At 61.1% G+C, this 13,798-nt stretch carries 13 protein-coding genes; 5 read left to right on the top strand and 8 right to left on the bottom strand.

Going from position 1 to position 13,798, the window contains the following annotated elements; genetic code table 11:
* Window positions 1-4: 4 nt before the first annotated feature.
* Window positions 5-214 (top strand): DUF2788 domain-containing protein, encoded by a 210-nt coding sequence (locus M5B43_RS17615; RefSeq protein WP_025858220.1) that lies wholly within the window; start codon window positions 5-7, stop codon window positions 212-214.
* Here the strand turns inward: M5B43_RS17615 and M5B43_RS17610 are convergent.
* The 4 genes from M5B43_RS17610 to M5B43_RS17595 all read right to left on the bottom strand — a co-directional run bounded on the left by M5B43_RS17610 (window position 209) and on the right by M5B43_RS17595 (window position 6,627).
* A complete protein-coding gene (locus M5B43_RS17610) occupies window positions 209-844 on the bottom strand; it encodes a pseudouridine synthase (RefSeq protein ID WP_248751284.1) in 636 nt (211 codons plus the stop codon). The genes M5B43_RS17615 and M5B43_RS17610 overlap by 6 nt on opposite strands.
* Before the next feature lie 71 nt (window positions 845-915).
* Window positions 916-2,388 (bottom strand): AMP nucleosidase, encoded by a 1,473-nt coding sequence (gene amn, locus M5B43_RS17605; protein WP_248751283.1) that lies wholly within the window; start codon window positions 2,386-2,388, stop codon window positions 916-918.
* A 117-nt stretch (window positions 2,389-2,505) separates the two neighbouring features.
* Window positions 2,506-4,161, bottom strand: a complete 1,656-nt coding sequence (locus M5B43_RS17600) for an acyl-CoA dehydrogenase family protein (RefSeq protein ID WP_248751282.1) — start codon at window positions 4,159-4,161, stop codon at window positions 2,506-2,508.
* Window positions 4,162-4,230: 69 nt separating this feature from the next.
* On the bottom strand, window positions 4,231-6,627 hold the full coding sequence (locus tag M5B43_RS17595; protein WP_248751281.1) for a hybrid sensor histidine kinase/response regulator: 2,397 nt from the start codon (window positions 6,625-6,627) through the stop codon (window positions 4,231-4,233).
* Window positions 6,628-6,903: 276 nt separating this feature from the next.
* Between M5B43_RS17595 and M5B43_RS17590 the strand changes: the two genes are divergently transcribed.
* The 4 genes from M5B43_RS17590 (at window position 6,904) to M5B43_RS17575 (ending at window position 10,468) form a co-directional block, all read left to right on the top strand.
* On the top strand, window positions 6,904-7,701 hold the full coding sequence (locus M5B43_RS17590; protein ID WP_248751280.1) for a hydroxymethylpyrimidine/phosphomethylpyrimidine kinase: 798 nt from the start codon (window positions 6,904-6,906) through the stop codon (window positions 7,699-7,701).
* A 31-nt stretch (window positions 7,702-7,732) separates the two neighbouring features.
* Window positions 7,733-8,362: a thiamine phosphate synthase gene (thiE, locus tag M5B43_RS17585; RefSeq protein ID WP_248751279.1), complete on the top strand. Its 630-nt coding sequence runs from the start codon at window positions 7,733-7,735 to the stop codon at window positions 8,360-8,362.
* An 11-nt stretch (window positions 8,363-8,373) separates the two neighbouring features.
* Entirely contained in the window at window positions 8,374-9,657 is a 1,284-nt protein-coding gene (hemL, locus tag M5B43_RS17580) for a glutamate-1-semialdehyde 2,1-aminomutase (RefSeq protein WP_248751278.1), read from the top strand.
* Window positions 9,658-9,883: 226 nt separating this feature from the next.
* Window positions 9,884-10,468: a tetratricopeptide repeat protein gene (locus M5B43_RS17575; protein WP_248751277.1), complete on the top strand. Its 585-nt coding sequence runs from the start codon at window positions 9,884-9,886 to the stop codon at window positions 10,466-10,468.
* Here the strand turns inward: M5B43_RS17575 and M5B43_RS17570 are convergent.
* The 4 genes from M5B43_RS17570 to M5B43_RS17555 are packed head-to-tail and all read right to left on the bottom strand — an operon-like array spanning window position 10,450 to window position 13,785.
* Entirely contained in the window at window positions 10,450-11,562 is a 1,113-nt protein-coding gene (locus tag M5B43_RS17570; RefSeq protein WP_248751276.1) for a succinylglutamate desuccinylase/aspartoacylase family protein, read from the bottom strand. The two genes, M5B43_RS17575 and M5B43_RS17570, sit on opposite strands and share 19 nt — an antisense overlap.
* 9 nt (window positions 11,563-11,571) lie before the next feature.
* On the bottom strand, window positions 11,572-12,282 hold the full coding sequence (locus M5B43_RS17565) for an ABC transporter permease (RefSeq protein WP_248751275.1): 711 nt from the start codon (window positions 12,280-12,282) through the stop codon (window positions 11,572-11,574).
* Between the two features lie 2 nt (window positions 12,283-12,284).
* Window positions 12,285-12,995, bottom strand: coding sequence for an ABC transporter permease subunit (locus tag M5B43_RS17560; protein WP_248751274.1), 711 nt, complete (start codon window positions 12,993-12,995; stop codon window positions 12,285-12,287).
* Window positions 12,996-13,026: 31 nt separating this feature from the next.
* A complete protein-coding gene (locus M5B43_RS17555) occupies window positions 13,027-13,785 on the bottom strand; it encodes a transporter substrate-binding domain-containing protein (protein WP_248751273.1) in 759 nt (252 codons plus the stop codon).
* Window positions 13,786-13,798 lie beyond the last annotated feature (13 nt).

Below are 13,798 nucleotides of genomic sequence, written 5' to 3'. Positions count from 1 at the left end.
CAACATCGACCCCGCCCTATTCGAAGAATGGATGATGACCGGCCTGGTCACCCTCCTGATCATCTTCATGGGGTTTATCGTCTGGGACCTGGCGAAGAAATCCAAGGCCGGGCGCTTTGGCTCGTTCATCCTGTTTTTCGTGCTGGGCCTGGGCGTGGCCGCGTTCATCATCAAGAGCGTTGTGATTGGCCTGATCGAATCCGGCGCGTTATAAGCGCGCCGGTACTTCCTTCCATTGGCCTTGATCCAGGCCATCAATCGACCAATCGCCAATGCGCACACGCACCAGGCGCAACGTCGGCAAGCCCACCGCGGCGGTCATGCGCCGTACCTGGCGGTTACGCCCTTCACGAATCACCAGCTCCAACCAGTGGGTCGGCACGCTTTTACGAAAGCGTACCGGCGGGTTGCGTGGCCATAATTGAGGCTCGTCCAATTGCCGGGCTTCGGCGGGCAAGGTCATACCGTCGTTGAGCTCCACACCGTCACGCAGACGTTGCAGCTGTTCTTCGGTCGGCTCGCCTTCCACCTGTACCCAGTAGGTTTTTGCCAGCTTGTGCTTGGGGTCGGCAATCCGCGCCTGTAATTGGCCATCATTGGTCAGCAGCAACAGGCCCTCGCTGTCACGGTCCAGGCGACCCGCCGGGTAGATCCCGGGGATGTCGATAAAATCCTTGAGGGTCGCGCGCCCGCCTTCGTCGCTGAACTGCGTCAGTACGTCGAACGGTTTATTGAACAGGATCAGTTTCGGCTCGGCCGGTGGCGCCTTGGCGACGCGACGCGTGGCGGAATACGGGGGTTTCACGCCTGGGCGGCGCGAATCGGGGCGGGTGGGACGGGACATGGCAAAGGAACATCTAACGGTCAGGGCCGACAATGCTAGTGGCCTGACCGCTAAATGACCATCCCAACGGCTTAGCGGAAGGGCGGTTCGTCGAAGCTGCGCAGTTTGCGCGAGTGCAACGAGTTGAGCTCGGTGCGCAGCAGGTCCACCGCCTCGATGCCGATCTTCAAGTGCTGGCTCACTGCACGCTCATAGAACGCGTTGGCCGAACCCGGCAGCTTGATCTCGCTGTGCAGCGGTTTGTCCGACACGCACAACAAGGTGCCGTACGGAACCCGCAGGCGGTAACCCTGAGCGGCGATGGTGCCGCTTTCCATGTCCACGGCCACGGCGCGGGACAGGTTGATCAGCGGACGCTCCTGGGCCCAACGCAGTTCCCAATTGCGGTCGTCGTAGGTCAGCACCGTGCCGGTACGCAGGCGCTTTTTCAGCTCTTCGCCTTTCTCGCCGGTGACATTGGCCGCAGCTTGCTGCAAGGCCAGCTGCACTTCGGCCAGGGCCGGGATCGGGATGTTCGGCGGCACCACACGGTCGAGAATCCCATCGCGACGCATATAAGCGTGAGCCAGTACGTAGTCACCGATGGTCTGGGATTGGCGCAGGCCGCCACAGTGGCCGATCATCAGCCAGCAATGCGGACGCAGCACGGCCAGGTGGTCAGTGATGTTCTTCGCGTTGGATGGACCGACGCCGATGTTCACCAAAGTGACGCCGTGGCCGTCGCTGGCCTGCAAGTGGTAGGCCGGCATCTGGTAACGATGCCAGACCACGCCTGCGGCAATGGCGGACGCTTCGCCGTGGTCCATGCTCTTGTCGATCACCACATTGCCCGGCAGCACCATGCGGATAAAACGCGGGTCGCTGCGCAGTTGCTCCAGGCCATGCAGGATGAACTGGTCAACGTAGCGGTGGTAGTTGGTCAGCAGAATCCACGGCTGCACATGACGCCAGTCGCTGCCGGTGTAGTGCACCAGGCGACGCAGGGAGAAGTCCACGCGGGCGGCATCGAACAGCGCCAAGGGCAGCGGGTCGGTGTTTTCCCAATCGTAGAGGCCGTCGGCAATGCCATCGGTGGCAGCGGACAGATCGGTGCTGGGGAATACACGGGCCAGGGTCGCGGCGGTCACGCCGGAGCCGGCCAACTCATCGCCCTGCTCCACCACGTACGGATACGGAATGTTCTGTTGGCTGACACCCACTTCGACCGTCACGGTGAAGTCGTGCATCAGCGGTACCAGTTGCTCCAGCAAATACTTACGAAACGCCGCCGGATGGGTGACCGTGACGCTGTAGGTGCCCGGCAACTGCACCTTGGCATAGGCCCGTGTGGTCTGTGGGACTTCGCCATGGCAGTGGTAGGTCAGGCGCAGCTCCGGGTAACGAAACAGCGCGCGTTGTGCGGCGTCGGGCTCGACGCGGTCCTTGAGGTATTGCTTGAGGGCTTGATTGAGCGCGCCAGTGGCACGCTCATGCAGAGCCGCCAGCCGATCCACGGCTTCTTCAGCGGTTTGAACGACAACAAAAGCTTCGGTCACGGTAAGCATCCTGTGTTCTGACTTGCAGACCTTTATCTTGCCTGTATCCCGGCTTCACCGAAACAGTGGAATTGGAATGAGCTCAATAATGTGGGAGCAAGCCCCACCCCGCCTTTTGAACCGTGTTTATTCCGCAACATTGGGTGTAGAACGGGCGACGATAGCGTCCACATCAACGCCGCGCGGCAAGGTGCCATACACGCGTCCCGACGCGTCACCCAGGCGGCTGGCAATAAACCCGTCACTGACCGCCGCATTCCCCGCTTCCAGCAGCAACTTGGCCTGCAAGGCCACGGCAATGTCCTCCGTCAGTTGCCGTGCACGGTACTGAATATCCTGGGTATCCATGAAGGCCGACTTCAATTGCTCGATATGCCGCGCCAGTCGCTTCTCGCCATGCCCAGTCCCCAGCTCAATAAACAGCGCCTCCAGCACCCCGGGCTCTTTCGACAGTGCGCGCAGCACGTCCAGGCATTGCACATTGCCGGAACCTTCCCACGTTGAATTCACCGGCGCCTCACGGTACAGGCGCGGCAGGATGCTGTCCTCGACATACCCGGCACCGCCCATGCACTCAGCCGCCTCATTGATCATCGCCGGCGCTCGCTTGCAGATCCAATACTTGCCCACCGCCGTCACCAGCCGGGCGAACTTGGCTTCCTGCTCACTCTCAAGGTGGTCCAGCGCTCGCCCCATGCGCATGCTTAACGCCAGCGAGGCTTCGCTTTCCAGGGCCAGGTCGGCCAGCACGTTTTGCATCAACGGCTGCTCGCTGAGCACACGACCACCGACCGAGCGATGGGCACAATGATGACTGGCCTGGGTCAACGCCTGCCGCATCAAGGCGCTGGAACCGACCATGCAATCGAAGCGGGTCATGGCGACCATCTCGATAATGGTCGGCACGCCGCGCCCCTCTTCACCGACCATCCAGGCCAGGGCGCCGCGAAACTCCACTTCGCTGGACGCGTTGGAGCAGTTGCCGAGCTTGTTTTTCAGGCGCTGGATATAGAACTCGTTACGCGTGTCATCGGGGCGATGCCGAGGCAGCAGGAAACAGGTCAGGCCCTTGTCGGTCTGGGCCAGGGTCAGGAACCCATCGCACATCGGCGCCGAGCAGAACCATTTGTGCCCCACCAGTTCATAGGCTTGCCCCGGGCCACCCGCCCCCACGGGGTATGCGCGCGTGGTGTTGGCACGCACATCGGTACCGCCCTGTTTCTCGGTCATGGCCATGCCGATGGTGACACCCGCCTTGTGGGCGATGCCGACGTTGCGCGGGTCGTATACGGTGCTGAGGACTTTCGGCAACCAGGTCTGCGCCAGGTCAGGTTGCAGGCGCAGGGCCGGCACGCAGGCAAAGGTCATGGTCAGCGGGCAACCGGAGCCGGCTTCGGCCTGGCTATGCAAATAGGTCATGGCGGCGCGGGCCACATGCGCACCGGGCTGTGGATGGGCCCACGGCAGCGACGGCAGGCCATGCTCGACGGCGGTGCGCATCAGTTCGTGGTAGGCCGGGTGAAACTCCACCAGATCGATCCGATGGCCATATCGATCATGGCTGCTGAACACCGGTTTGTTCTGGTTCGCCAGGAACCCGGCCGCCATCAGCGGCCCGCCGGCCAACGCGCCATAGGCATCGATACGCGCCTGCGCCCAACCGGCGCCAAAGCGGCGCGCCCACTCTTGCAGGGGCAGATCGATACGGTACAGGTTGGTGCCGTCCAGGGACGGTGGCTGGTTGGTAACGTCGTGGGTTTCAGCGAATGCGTGCAGGTTCATGGACGGGCCTCCTGGAAAAAGGCCACGTGTCATCTGGGCCTGAATTTCAGTTAAGCACCGTCTCCCGGCTTAAAAAAGTGGCATACGTGCCGAATGTTCGGCGCTTTCGCCCTCTAGCGGGCAGAGTACACGTCGCTCCAACACCGCCTGCAAGGCTTCGAAACGTACGGGCTTGGCCAGGCGATCGGTCATACCAATGCCGTGGCACCGTTCACGGTCCGGCTCATTGAGTGACGAACTCAGGGCGATCACCGGCAATTCACCGCAGCCGGGCAGTGCGCGAATCTGGCAGCACAACGAGAAACCACCCTCAGGTACGTCCAGCAGCACCGCCTCGAAGGTCTCACCTTGCAACACCGCCAGTGCGGCCGGGCCGTTGCCCACGGTTTTGACCTTGAACCCCAGCTTGAGCAGCATGCCACGCACCGCCAGCTGGCCCACGCTGTTGTCGTCCACCAGCAGCACCGTGCAGTCCTGAGGCGCCCGTTGCGCAGGGGGCACCTGGCCGACCGGCTTGGGCTCCTGCGGTACCGGGCTGACATCCAGCTCCAGTTGAAAGCGGCTGCCCTTGCGCGGCTCCGAATGATGGGTCAGGCGCCCACCCAACAACTCGATCAACTGACGGCAAATCGCCAAGCCAATGCCCAGGCCACCGTATTCGCGGGTCGTCGAACCGTCGAGTTGGAAGAAACGCTGGTACAGCGTGGCCTCGTCGAGAAAGGCGAAGCCGATACCGGTGTCGGTCACGATAAAACTCAAGCGCAATCCGCCATCGGCTTGAGGAACACCGACCACCCGCAGGCGCACAACGCCTTCGTGGGTAAATTTGAACGCGTTGTCCAGAAGGCAGTCCAGGCACTGGGTCAGCTTGCCGGCATCGCCAATCACCCGGTCCGGCAGTGCGTCCGCGACGTCGATGGAAAAGGCCAGGCCCTTGCCCTGGGCGCTGGCGCTGAACTGCTGGCGCAAGGTATCCAGCGCGCCACGCAAGCTGAATACCTGCGGCTGGGCGACCAGGCGACCGGCCTGCAACTCGGTCAAGGTGAGGATGCCGTTGACCATGCGCATCATGTCCCGTGCCGAACCCGCAGCGGTTTGTTGGTACTGCGCCAGGTCATCGCCCAGAGGCACGGTTTGCATCAGTTCGAGGGAGCCGATCACACCGTTCATCGGCGTGCGCAGTTCGTGGGTCAGGGTGGCGAGGAACTCATCCTTGAGCCGATTACTGCGCGCCAATTGCTGGTTGAGCACTTCGAGCTTCTGGCTGGCATCGGAGAGGATTTGCGCCTGTTGTTCGCGCATGCCGTTGATGCGGTCCGCCAGGGCCAGGGACAGCAACGCCACTTCGATGGCCGAGCCGAGCTGGCTGGCATACATGGTGAGGAACACGTTGGGCAGGTAGCCCAGCACCATCAGCGTGTTGACCACTCCACCCAGCAGGAATGCCGTCCAGGCGAAGATAAAATAGCGCGCCATGCGCTGGCCGCAATACCACGCCTTGATCGCAGCGATGAAGATGGCCACGGTAAACACCAGCGCCAAGCCGGTGGCCAGGCGCAGGGCCACGGCGTAACTGGTCGACAGCGCCAGTGCCATCACCACACCGCCGCAGGCCGCCAACGCGAGCAGGATCCGGTTGAGCCAGCGACTGTGCTGTGAAGTGTGCAGGAAACTGCGGGCAAACAAGCTACCGAACAACGCCGCCGAACCGATCAGGAACGGCACCGCAGCATTCGCCCACCACGGGTTGTTCGGCCAGAAGTACTCCACGGCCACGCCATTGACCGAAAGCTGGTACAGCCCGAACGAGGCAATATAGAAGATGTAATAGAGATAACTGGTGTCGCGCACGCTCAGGTAGATGAACAGGTTGTAGATCAACATGCCCAGCAACACACCGTAGATCGCACCCAATACATACAACCGCAACGGTTGCTGTTCCAGGTACGCGGTGCCTGCCCAGAGCGTCAATGGCGCTTGGATCGAGCCTTCGCTTTGCAGGCGCAGGTAGAAGGTTTGCTGCTGGTCAGGCAAGAAGTCGAGCTTGAACAGGTAGTTGCTCTGGCGCACCTCGCGGCTGGAAAAAGGCAATGCGCTGCCGGTGCGGGTGGTGAGGTAGTTGCCGGTGCCGTCGTTCTGGTAGAGGTCCAGATGATTCAGCGGTGGGTAAGCCAGTTCCAGGAACCAAGTGCGCGGTGCATGGGGGTCAATGGCGATGTAGTGCAGGTCGATCTTGAGCCAGAACACCGAGCGCGAATAGCCGGCGTTGAGGGTGGCTTTGTCATGGGTCTTGAATTGGGTGGCGTAGGCAGGGGAACTGACATCGGCGATGGTAAGGGTGTCGGTTGGATCTTCCAGTACTTGCATGACCCGGCCCAACGGCAGGCTGCGAGTGTCTTGGTTGAACTCGACGGCGCCGGCAAGCATCGGTAGCCCGCACAACAATAAGATCAGCAAATAGCGCATAAAGCCCCAGCGTGGCCTGTCCGGTTATGTCAAAAGCCCCCCATTCCTTTTGAGTAGACGTACACCGGCAATACAGTGAATTGTTTGAAACCACTCTAGCATAGCCAGTAAAGGCCATTGGACACCATTGAAATAAATTTTTGAAAGGCTCTAGAACGGTGCTTTCAGCATGCTTTCATCGATCCATTCTCCGCCCAAAAAACGCCATGACTGCGGCAAAATTCAACCATCGCCAGACGGCCACGCAAAAAGCGTTTGGTGGTAAGCTCGCGCACCATGAATATCTACAGCTCTCGCCCCGTTGTCCTCTGTCTCTCCGGCCATGATCCCAGTGGTGGCGCCGGCTTGCAGGCAGATATCGAAGCCCTGCTCGCCCAGGGCTGCCACGCCGCTCCGGCCGTCACCGCACTGACTGTGCAGAACACCGTCAATGTCAGTGACTTCCGCGTGCTCGACCGTGAGTGGGTACTGGCCCAGGCCAATGCCGTGCTCAGCGACTCCGAGGTCGCAGCGGTCAAGCTGGGCATGCTTGGCTCCACCGCGATGGTCGACACCGTGGTCGAACTGCTGCAGGCGCACCCGCACTTGCCCGTCGTCTGCGACCCGGTGCTGCGCGCCGGCGGCGGCGGTAGCCTGGGCAAGGACGAAGTCGGCTATGCGATGCGTGAGCGCTTGTTGCCGCTGTCACTGATCGCGACGCCCAACCTGCCTGAAGCCCGCATCCTGGCCGAATTGCCCAACGGCACGGCGGACGAATGCGCCGAGAAGCTGCTGCCCTATATCAAGCACCTGCTGATTACCGGCGGCCATGGCGACGAACACGAAGTGCACAACCGCCTGTACAGCCGCGACGGCACGCGCCAGACCTATACCTGCCAACGGTTGCCCGGCAGTTATCACGGCTCGGGGTGCACCCTGGCCAGCGCATTGGCCGGCCGGATCGCCCAGGGCGAAGGCTTGGCCAGCGCCGTGCAGTCTGCCCTCAACTACACTTGGCGCACCCTGCGTGACGCCGAACAACTCGGTCAGGGCCAGTTCGTGCCACGCCGGCTGCCGTTGGATTTCTGCTCGTAAACCCTGCTTGTCACATCAAGGGACCTGCCCGATGAAACTACGTGGCCTTTACGCCATCACCGACAGCCAACTCCTGGCTGGCAAATTCCTCGCCTACGTCGAGGCGGCGTTGGACGGCGGTGTGACCCTGTTGCAGTACCGTGACAAAAGCAGCGACGACGCGCGCCGCCTGCGTGAAGCCGAAAAGCTGCGGGAACTGTGCTCGCGCTACAAGACCCAGCTGATTATCAACGACGATGCCGAATTGGCCGCGCGGCTCGGCGTCGGCGTACACCTGGGCCAGACCGACGGCCCGCTGACCCCGGCGCGTGCGTTGCTCGGCTCCAAGGCGATCATCGGCGCCACCTGCCACAGCCAGATCGAGCTGGCCGAGCAAGCCGCGAAGGAAGGCGCCAGCTACGTCGCCTTCGGCCGCTTCTTCAACTCCAACACCAAGCCTGGCGCACCCGCCGCCACCGTCGAGATGCTGGCCCAGGCCCGCGCGCGCTTGCCGTTGCCAATCTGTGTGATCGGTGGCATCACCCTGGAAAACGCCGAGCCGTTGGTGGCCCACGGCGCCGACCTGCTGGCGGTGGTGCACGGCCTGTTCGGTGCCGACAGCGCCCAGGAAGTCACGCGCCGTGCCCGCGCCTTCAACGATCTTCTTAAATGTTCAGTTTAGAGAGCCCGCTCATGTCCCGTTCCGAAACGCTGTTTGCCAGTGCCCAGAAACACATCCCCGGCGGTGTGAACTCCCCCGTGCGTGCGTTCAAGAGCGTGGGCGGTACACCGTTGTTCTTCAAGCACGCCGAAGGTGCCTACGTCATCGACGAAGATGACAAGCGCTACGTTGACTACGTTGGCTCCTGGGGCCCGATGATCCTCGGCCACAGCCACCCGGACGTGCTGGACGCGGTGCGCCAGCAATTGCAACACGGCCTGTCCTACGGTGCCCCGACGGCCATGGAAACCGAGATGGCTGACCTGGTGTGCAGCATCGTGCCATCGATGGAAATGGTGCGCATGGTCAGCTCCGGCACCGAAGCCACCATGAGCGCGATCCGTCTGGCCCGTGGTTTCACTGGCCGCGACAGCATCATCAAGTTCGAAGGCTGCTACCACGGCCACTCCGACAGCCTGCTGGTGAAAGCCGGTTCCGGCCTGCTGACCCAGGGCGTACCGAGCTCGGCCGGCGTACCGGCGGCGTTCGCCAAACACACCTTGACCCTGCCATTCAACGACATCGCCGCCGTCGAGCAGATGCTCAATGAAGTGGGCCAGGACGTGGCGTGCATCATCGTCGAGCCGGTGGCCGGCAACATGAACTGCGTACCACCGGCCCCGGGTTTCCTCGAAGGTCTGCGCGAGCAGTGCGACAAGCACGGCGTGGTGCTGATCTTCGACGAAGTGATGACCGGCTTCCGTGTTGCCCTGGGTGGCGCCCAGGCTTACTACGGCGTTACACCGGACCTGAGCACCTTCGGCAAAATCATCGGCGGTGGCATGCCGGTGGGCTGCTTTGGCGGCAAACGCGAAATCATGCAGCACATTGCACCGCTGGGCCCGGTGTACCAGGCCGGCACATTGTCCGGTAACCCGCTGGCGATGGCGGCCGGCTTGACCACCCTGCGCCTGATCAGCCGCCCGGGCTTCCACGCCGAGCTGACCGACTACACCACGCGCCTGCTGGACGGCCTGCAACAGCGTGCCGATGCGGCCGGCATTCCGTTTGTCACGACCCAAGCCGGTGGCATGTTCGGCCTGTACTTCAGCGGCGCCGACGATATCGTCACCTTTGATGATGTGATGGGCAGCGATGCCAACCTGTTCAAGCGCTTCTTCCACCTGATGCTCGAAGGTGGCGTGTACCTGGCGCCGAGTGCTTTTGAGGCTGGCTTTACGTCGATCGCCCATGGCGAAGCCGAGCTGAAACTGACCCTGGATGCTGCCGAGCGCGCTTTCGCGGCCCTGAAATAAGTGACGGCAACCCTCTGGCGTTGCCCTGGGCAGCGTCAGATTTGCTACCTTGCCCACAGAGATTTCCTACATTTTCAGAGAATTCTTCTGCAATCCGGCAGATAACCTGCCCACGCAGCAGAAAAACGAGTAAAGACTTTGTAAGCAGGGGCCTGCTTATTTCATAATGCGCGCTTATTGGACTCCCCGAGGGTCCGCGCGCCCCGTCAGAGGTAAGTCGATTCCCATGAAACGCACCGGCCGCACCCTGGTTCTGGGCTGCCTGTTGCTCCTTCAGCCGCTGCTGGCACATGCCCAAGCAGGCGGCAACTCGTTGTTAATCCCAGCGATGGGTCGTTGCACCCTCAATACCCAGCCAGACAGCCAGGCCGAAGCCTTGAGCGCGTGCCAGAAACAGGCCGAGAGCGGGAATGCGCAGGCGCAATACGAGTTGGGTGAGTACTACCACGACAGCAAAAACCCTGCCCGCGACCTCAACCTGGCCTTGAGCTACTTCGAAAAAGCCTCGTTGCAAGGCCACGCCCAGGCGCAGTTCCAGTTGGGCAACATGTTCTTCCACGGCGAAGGCGTACCGGCCAATAACGTCCAGGCGTACATCGTGCTGAAAATGGCGGCCGTCAACGGCGCCGAAGACGCGCTGGACACCGCCGACGAAGTCGCCGAGCACATGCAGCGCGATGAACTGGAAGTGGCCACCCAAGTGCTGGGGCAAATCTTCCGCAACTATCTGCTGGAACTGCAGAGTGCCGATGGGCGCTCGCCGTTCTCACCGCTGCCTGATCCCGTCCTCCCTCAGGGTGACAACAGGTAGCCTTGCCGATACGCCTGCAAGCCCGCGACATGGGCAATGGTCATACCCGCAGTTGCCATGCGCCGCAGTGACCGCACATACAGCAGCCCTTCTCGAGCACAGGTCACCGGCATCACACGGTCGGTCACGGGGTCGATGATCTCGGCGACAACTGTCCCGGCCTCCAGGTAATCACCCACCTGCACACAAAATACGATCAAGCCTCCCATCGGACTCACGACTGGCTCCACACCTGCCAACGGAGTCGGCGGCGCGAGTAACGGTGGCAAAGGCGGTGCGAGGCTATCGATGGCGCCGACGTGAGACAGGTAATCAAGCAACGCCTGACAGTCCCGCCGAGCCAGGTCGTGCCCCACATCGGCGACTCCGCGTAACTCAACGGTCACCGCGAAGCACGACGGTGAAAAGCGGCCGGCAAACCGTGATTCCATTTGCGCCCAGAACAGCGTAAAGCACTCATCAAACGATCGGCCTCCCGCCTCTCTTGCCAAAAAGCAGGCTCTGGCGCCCAAGTAGCGCGCCAAAGGTTCTACCTGTGGCCAATAGTCCGGCGAAAGGTACAGGTGTTGCACGGCCTCGAAATCACAATGGAGGTCCAGCACCATATCGGCGTCACAGGCCAGCGTTTGCAAGATCAACCGCAGGGATTGCAGCTGCGTCGCCGGAACCTGGCCGGCCAGCGTTTGCAGCAGGGTCGAGCGAATCAGTTGCAGGTTGTTAGCAGGGTCATCGGCCAATACGTCTTGGACGCGATCGCCAACCTGCTGGCTGACGTCGAGGAAAAAACGATTGAAGTTCTCCCGACTGTCGTTATCGAAACGCCCCTGCGGCACATCCATCAATATCTGCTCCAAGCCCAGCGGGTTGGCTACCGGCACCAGCACAACCCGCCATCGCAGTAGCCCTACCGACTCCAGGTGTGCCAGTCGCTGCTTCAGATGCCATAAAACCAGCATCCCCGGCAGCTCATCGGCGTGCAGGGACGCCTGGATATAAACCTTGCTCGCCGCATGGGCCGGGCCGTAATGAAAGCTATGTATCTGCCGCGTCGTCCCCGGCACAACCGCCAACAACTCATGCACGTGCGTCTGCATATCAGCCTCCTATCGGCCAGCATCAAGAAAACGGAGCCAACGCCGCTCGGCCAGGCGAAACAGGCCGACCAGGGCAAAGGTAATACAGAGGTAAAGGAGTGCCGCGAAGCCGAATGATTGGAAGGTCAGGAAGGTCGCGGCGTTGGCATCCCGTGCGACTTTGAGGATGTCCGGTACCGTGGCCGTGAACGCCAACGTGGTGGAATGCAGCATGAAAATCACTTCATTGCTGTAGTAGGGCAATGAGCGACGCAAGACCGAGGGCATGATCAGGTGGACATACAACTTCCAACCGTCGAACCCCAGGGACCGAGCGGCCTCGATTTCACCGCGGGGCATCGCGCGAATCGCGCCCGCCAGTATTTCCGTAGTGTAGGCCCCGGTATTCAGGGCGAACGCCAATAGTGTGCAGTTCAGCGCCTCACGGAAAAAACCATCCAGCAAGGGTTGTTCACGCACCGCGGCAATGCTGTAGATACCGGTGTAGAAGATCAGCAACTGGATATACAACGGCGTACCGCGAAACAAGTAAGTAAAACCTTGCACCGGCCAACGCAGCCAACACCGAGAAGATGCCCTGGCAATAGACAGCGGCAGCGCCAACAGCAGGCCGAGACACAGCGAAGCACTGGTCAGCCATAAGGTCATGGCCAGGCCGGTCAGTTGCTGGCCGTCAGAATAGATAAATGGCTGCCAATATTCCTGGATCAGCTCGATCATCGTCATGACTCCTGCACACCGCCGCCGTAGCGGCGCGCCAACCAGCGCAATACAAGGTTCGAAACGCTACTGAGCAGCAGGTAGACCAACGCCGCCACCAGTAAAAAGGCCAATAACTGCTGGCTGCTTTTGCCCGCCACCTGGGCGACTTTCACCAAGTCCGCCAAGCCGATGATCGACACCAAAGCAGTGGCCTTGAGCAAGACCAGCCAGTTATTACCCAACCCCGGCAGCGCGAACCGCATCATTTGCGGGAATATCACGTGCACAAACCCCTGGCTGAAGGTCATGCCAAGGGCTTTGGCGGCTTGGAACTGCCCCCGGGGCACAGCGAGCAATGCCCCCCGAAATGTCTCAGTGAAATAGGCTCCGTAGATAAACCCCAGGGTGAGCACCCCCGCGCTGAAGGGGTCGATATCGATGTAGGCCCATCCCAGTTCGGTTGTCAGACGACTCAAGCCTGTTTGCAACCCGTAGAAGATCAATAACATCAACAACAGGTCCGGCACCCCGCGAATCAACGTGGTGTAGAGCTGCGCGCAAAGACGCCAAGCCCTGCCCCTGGAAAGCTTGGCACCGGCACCGAGCAGGCCGAAGACCAGCCCCAGCAGCAGCGACAACAGCGCCAATTGCAGAGTTACCCAGACACCGCGCAACAACAGCGGCGCAAAACCGTCCAGGGCAGAGGTAAATTGAGTAAAGGTGGGGAACATGCTCGCACCCTCGCAGGCCATTGAAGGGCGACTATTGGCCGCTGAACATGTTCACACCCGGGAAGTACTGTTCTTGCAACCGGTCGTAGGTGCCATCGGCGTGCAGTGCAGCCAGCCCTTTATCCAGCAGGGCTTTCAAGGCCCCGTTGCCCTTGGCGATACCAATGGCACTTCTGGATGGCATCAGTTCGCTTTCAATCAACGGCCCCAGGACAAAACCCTCTCCTTGGGCTGAGCGCAAAAATCCGCTCTGCGCTTGCTGCGCATCCTGCAGTGAGGCGTGCAAGCGGCCCGCCACCAGGTCGGCATAGACCTGCTCCTGATCGGCATAAGCCACGACCTTCATGCCCTGCGTGGCGAGCACTTGCCGGGCGTAGACCTCCTGGATACTGCCCTGCAAATAGCCAACGGCCATGCCCTTGGAAAGCTCTGTGCCGGGGCGCCATACCATGGCGGTGGGGCTGGAAAACACCTCCGAGGAGAAATCGATCACCTTTTGCCGTGCGGCAGTCACCGTCATTGAGGCCAGAATGGCGTCAATCTTGCCGGCATTCAGGCTGGGAATCATCCCGTCAAAATCGCTTTCAACCCATTGGCAGCGAACATTCAAATGGGTGCAGATAGCGTTGCCGATATCCACTTCGAACCCCGTCAAAGTGCCCGTCTTATCCTTATAGGCAAACGGTGCGTAGTTGGGGTCGGCCGCGAAGCGGATCACCGTATAGTCTTTGGCAAACAGGGGGGCACTTAAAAAGAACGTGGCGAATAACATCAGGATTATTTTTTTCATTATTGTATTCCTC

The sequence above is a fragment of the Pseudomonas sp. MWU15-20650 genome (genome assembly GCF_023242475.1).
Lineage (GTDB): Bacteria > Pseudomonadota > Gammaproteobacteria > Pseudomonadales > Pseudomonadaceae > Aquipseudomonas.
Note: the sequence above shows the minus strand (reverse complement) of the source record. Positions and strands in the feature narration are given on the sequence as shown.

Excerpts from the sequence above, each read along its gene's own strand:
- M5B43_RS17610 (WP_248751284.1), bottom strand. The coding sequence starts at position 844 with ATGTCCCGTCCCACCCGCCCCGATTCGCGCCGCCCAGGCGTGAAACCC.
- amn (WP_248751283.1), bottom strand. The coding sequence starts at position 2,388 with ATGCTTACCGTGACCGAAGCTTTTGTTGTCGTTCAAACCGCTGAAGAA.
- M5B43_RS17600 (WP_248751282.1), bottom strand. The coding sequence starts at position 4,161 with ATGAACCTGCACGCATTCGCTGAAACCCACGACGTTACCAACCAGCCA.
- M5B43_RS17595 (WP_248751281.1), bottom strand. The coding sequence starts at position 6,627 with ATGCGCTATTTGCTGATCTTATTGTTGTGCGGGCTACCGATGCTTGCC.
- M5B43_RS17590 (WP_248751280.1), top strand. The coding sequence starts at position 6,904 with ATGAATATCTACAGCTCTCGCCCCGTTGTCCTCTGTCTCTCCGGCCAT.
- thiE (WP_248751279.1), top strand. The coding sequence starts at position 7,733 with ATGAAACTACGTGGCCTTTACGCCATCACCGACAGCCAACTCCTGGCT.
- hemL (WP_248751278.1), top strand. The coding sequence starts at position 8,374 with ATGTCCCGTTCCGAAACGCTGTTTGCCAGTGCCCAGAAACACATCCCC.
- M5B43_RS17575 (WP_248751277.1), top strand. The coding sequence starts at position 9,884 with ATGAAACGCACCGGCCGCACCCTGGTTCTGGGCTGCCTGTTGCTCCTT.
- M5B43_RS17570 (WP_248751276.1), bottom strand. The coding sequence starts at position 11,562 with ATGCAGACGCACGTGCATGAGTTGTTGGCGGTTGTGCCGGGGACGACG.
- M5B43_RS17565 (WP_248751275.1), bottom strand. The coding sequence starts at position 12,282 with ATGATCGAGCTGATCCAGGAATATTGGCAGCCATTTATCTATTCTGAC.
- M5B43_RS17560 (WP_248751274.1), bottom strand. The coding sequence starts at position 12,995 with ATGTTCCCCACCTTTACTCAATTTACCTCTGCCCTGGACGGTTTTGCG.
- M5B43_RS17555 (WP_248751273.1), bottom strand. The coding sequence starts at position 13,785 with ATGAAAAAAATAATCCTGATGTTATTCGCCACGTTCTTTTTAAGTGCC.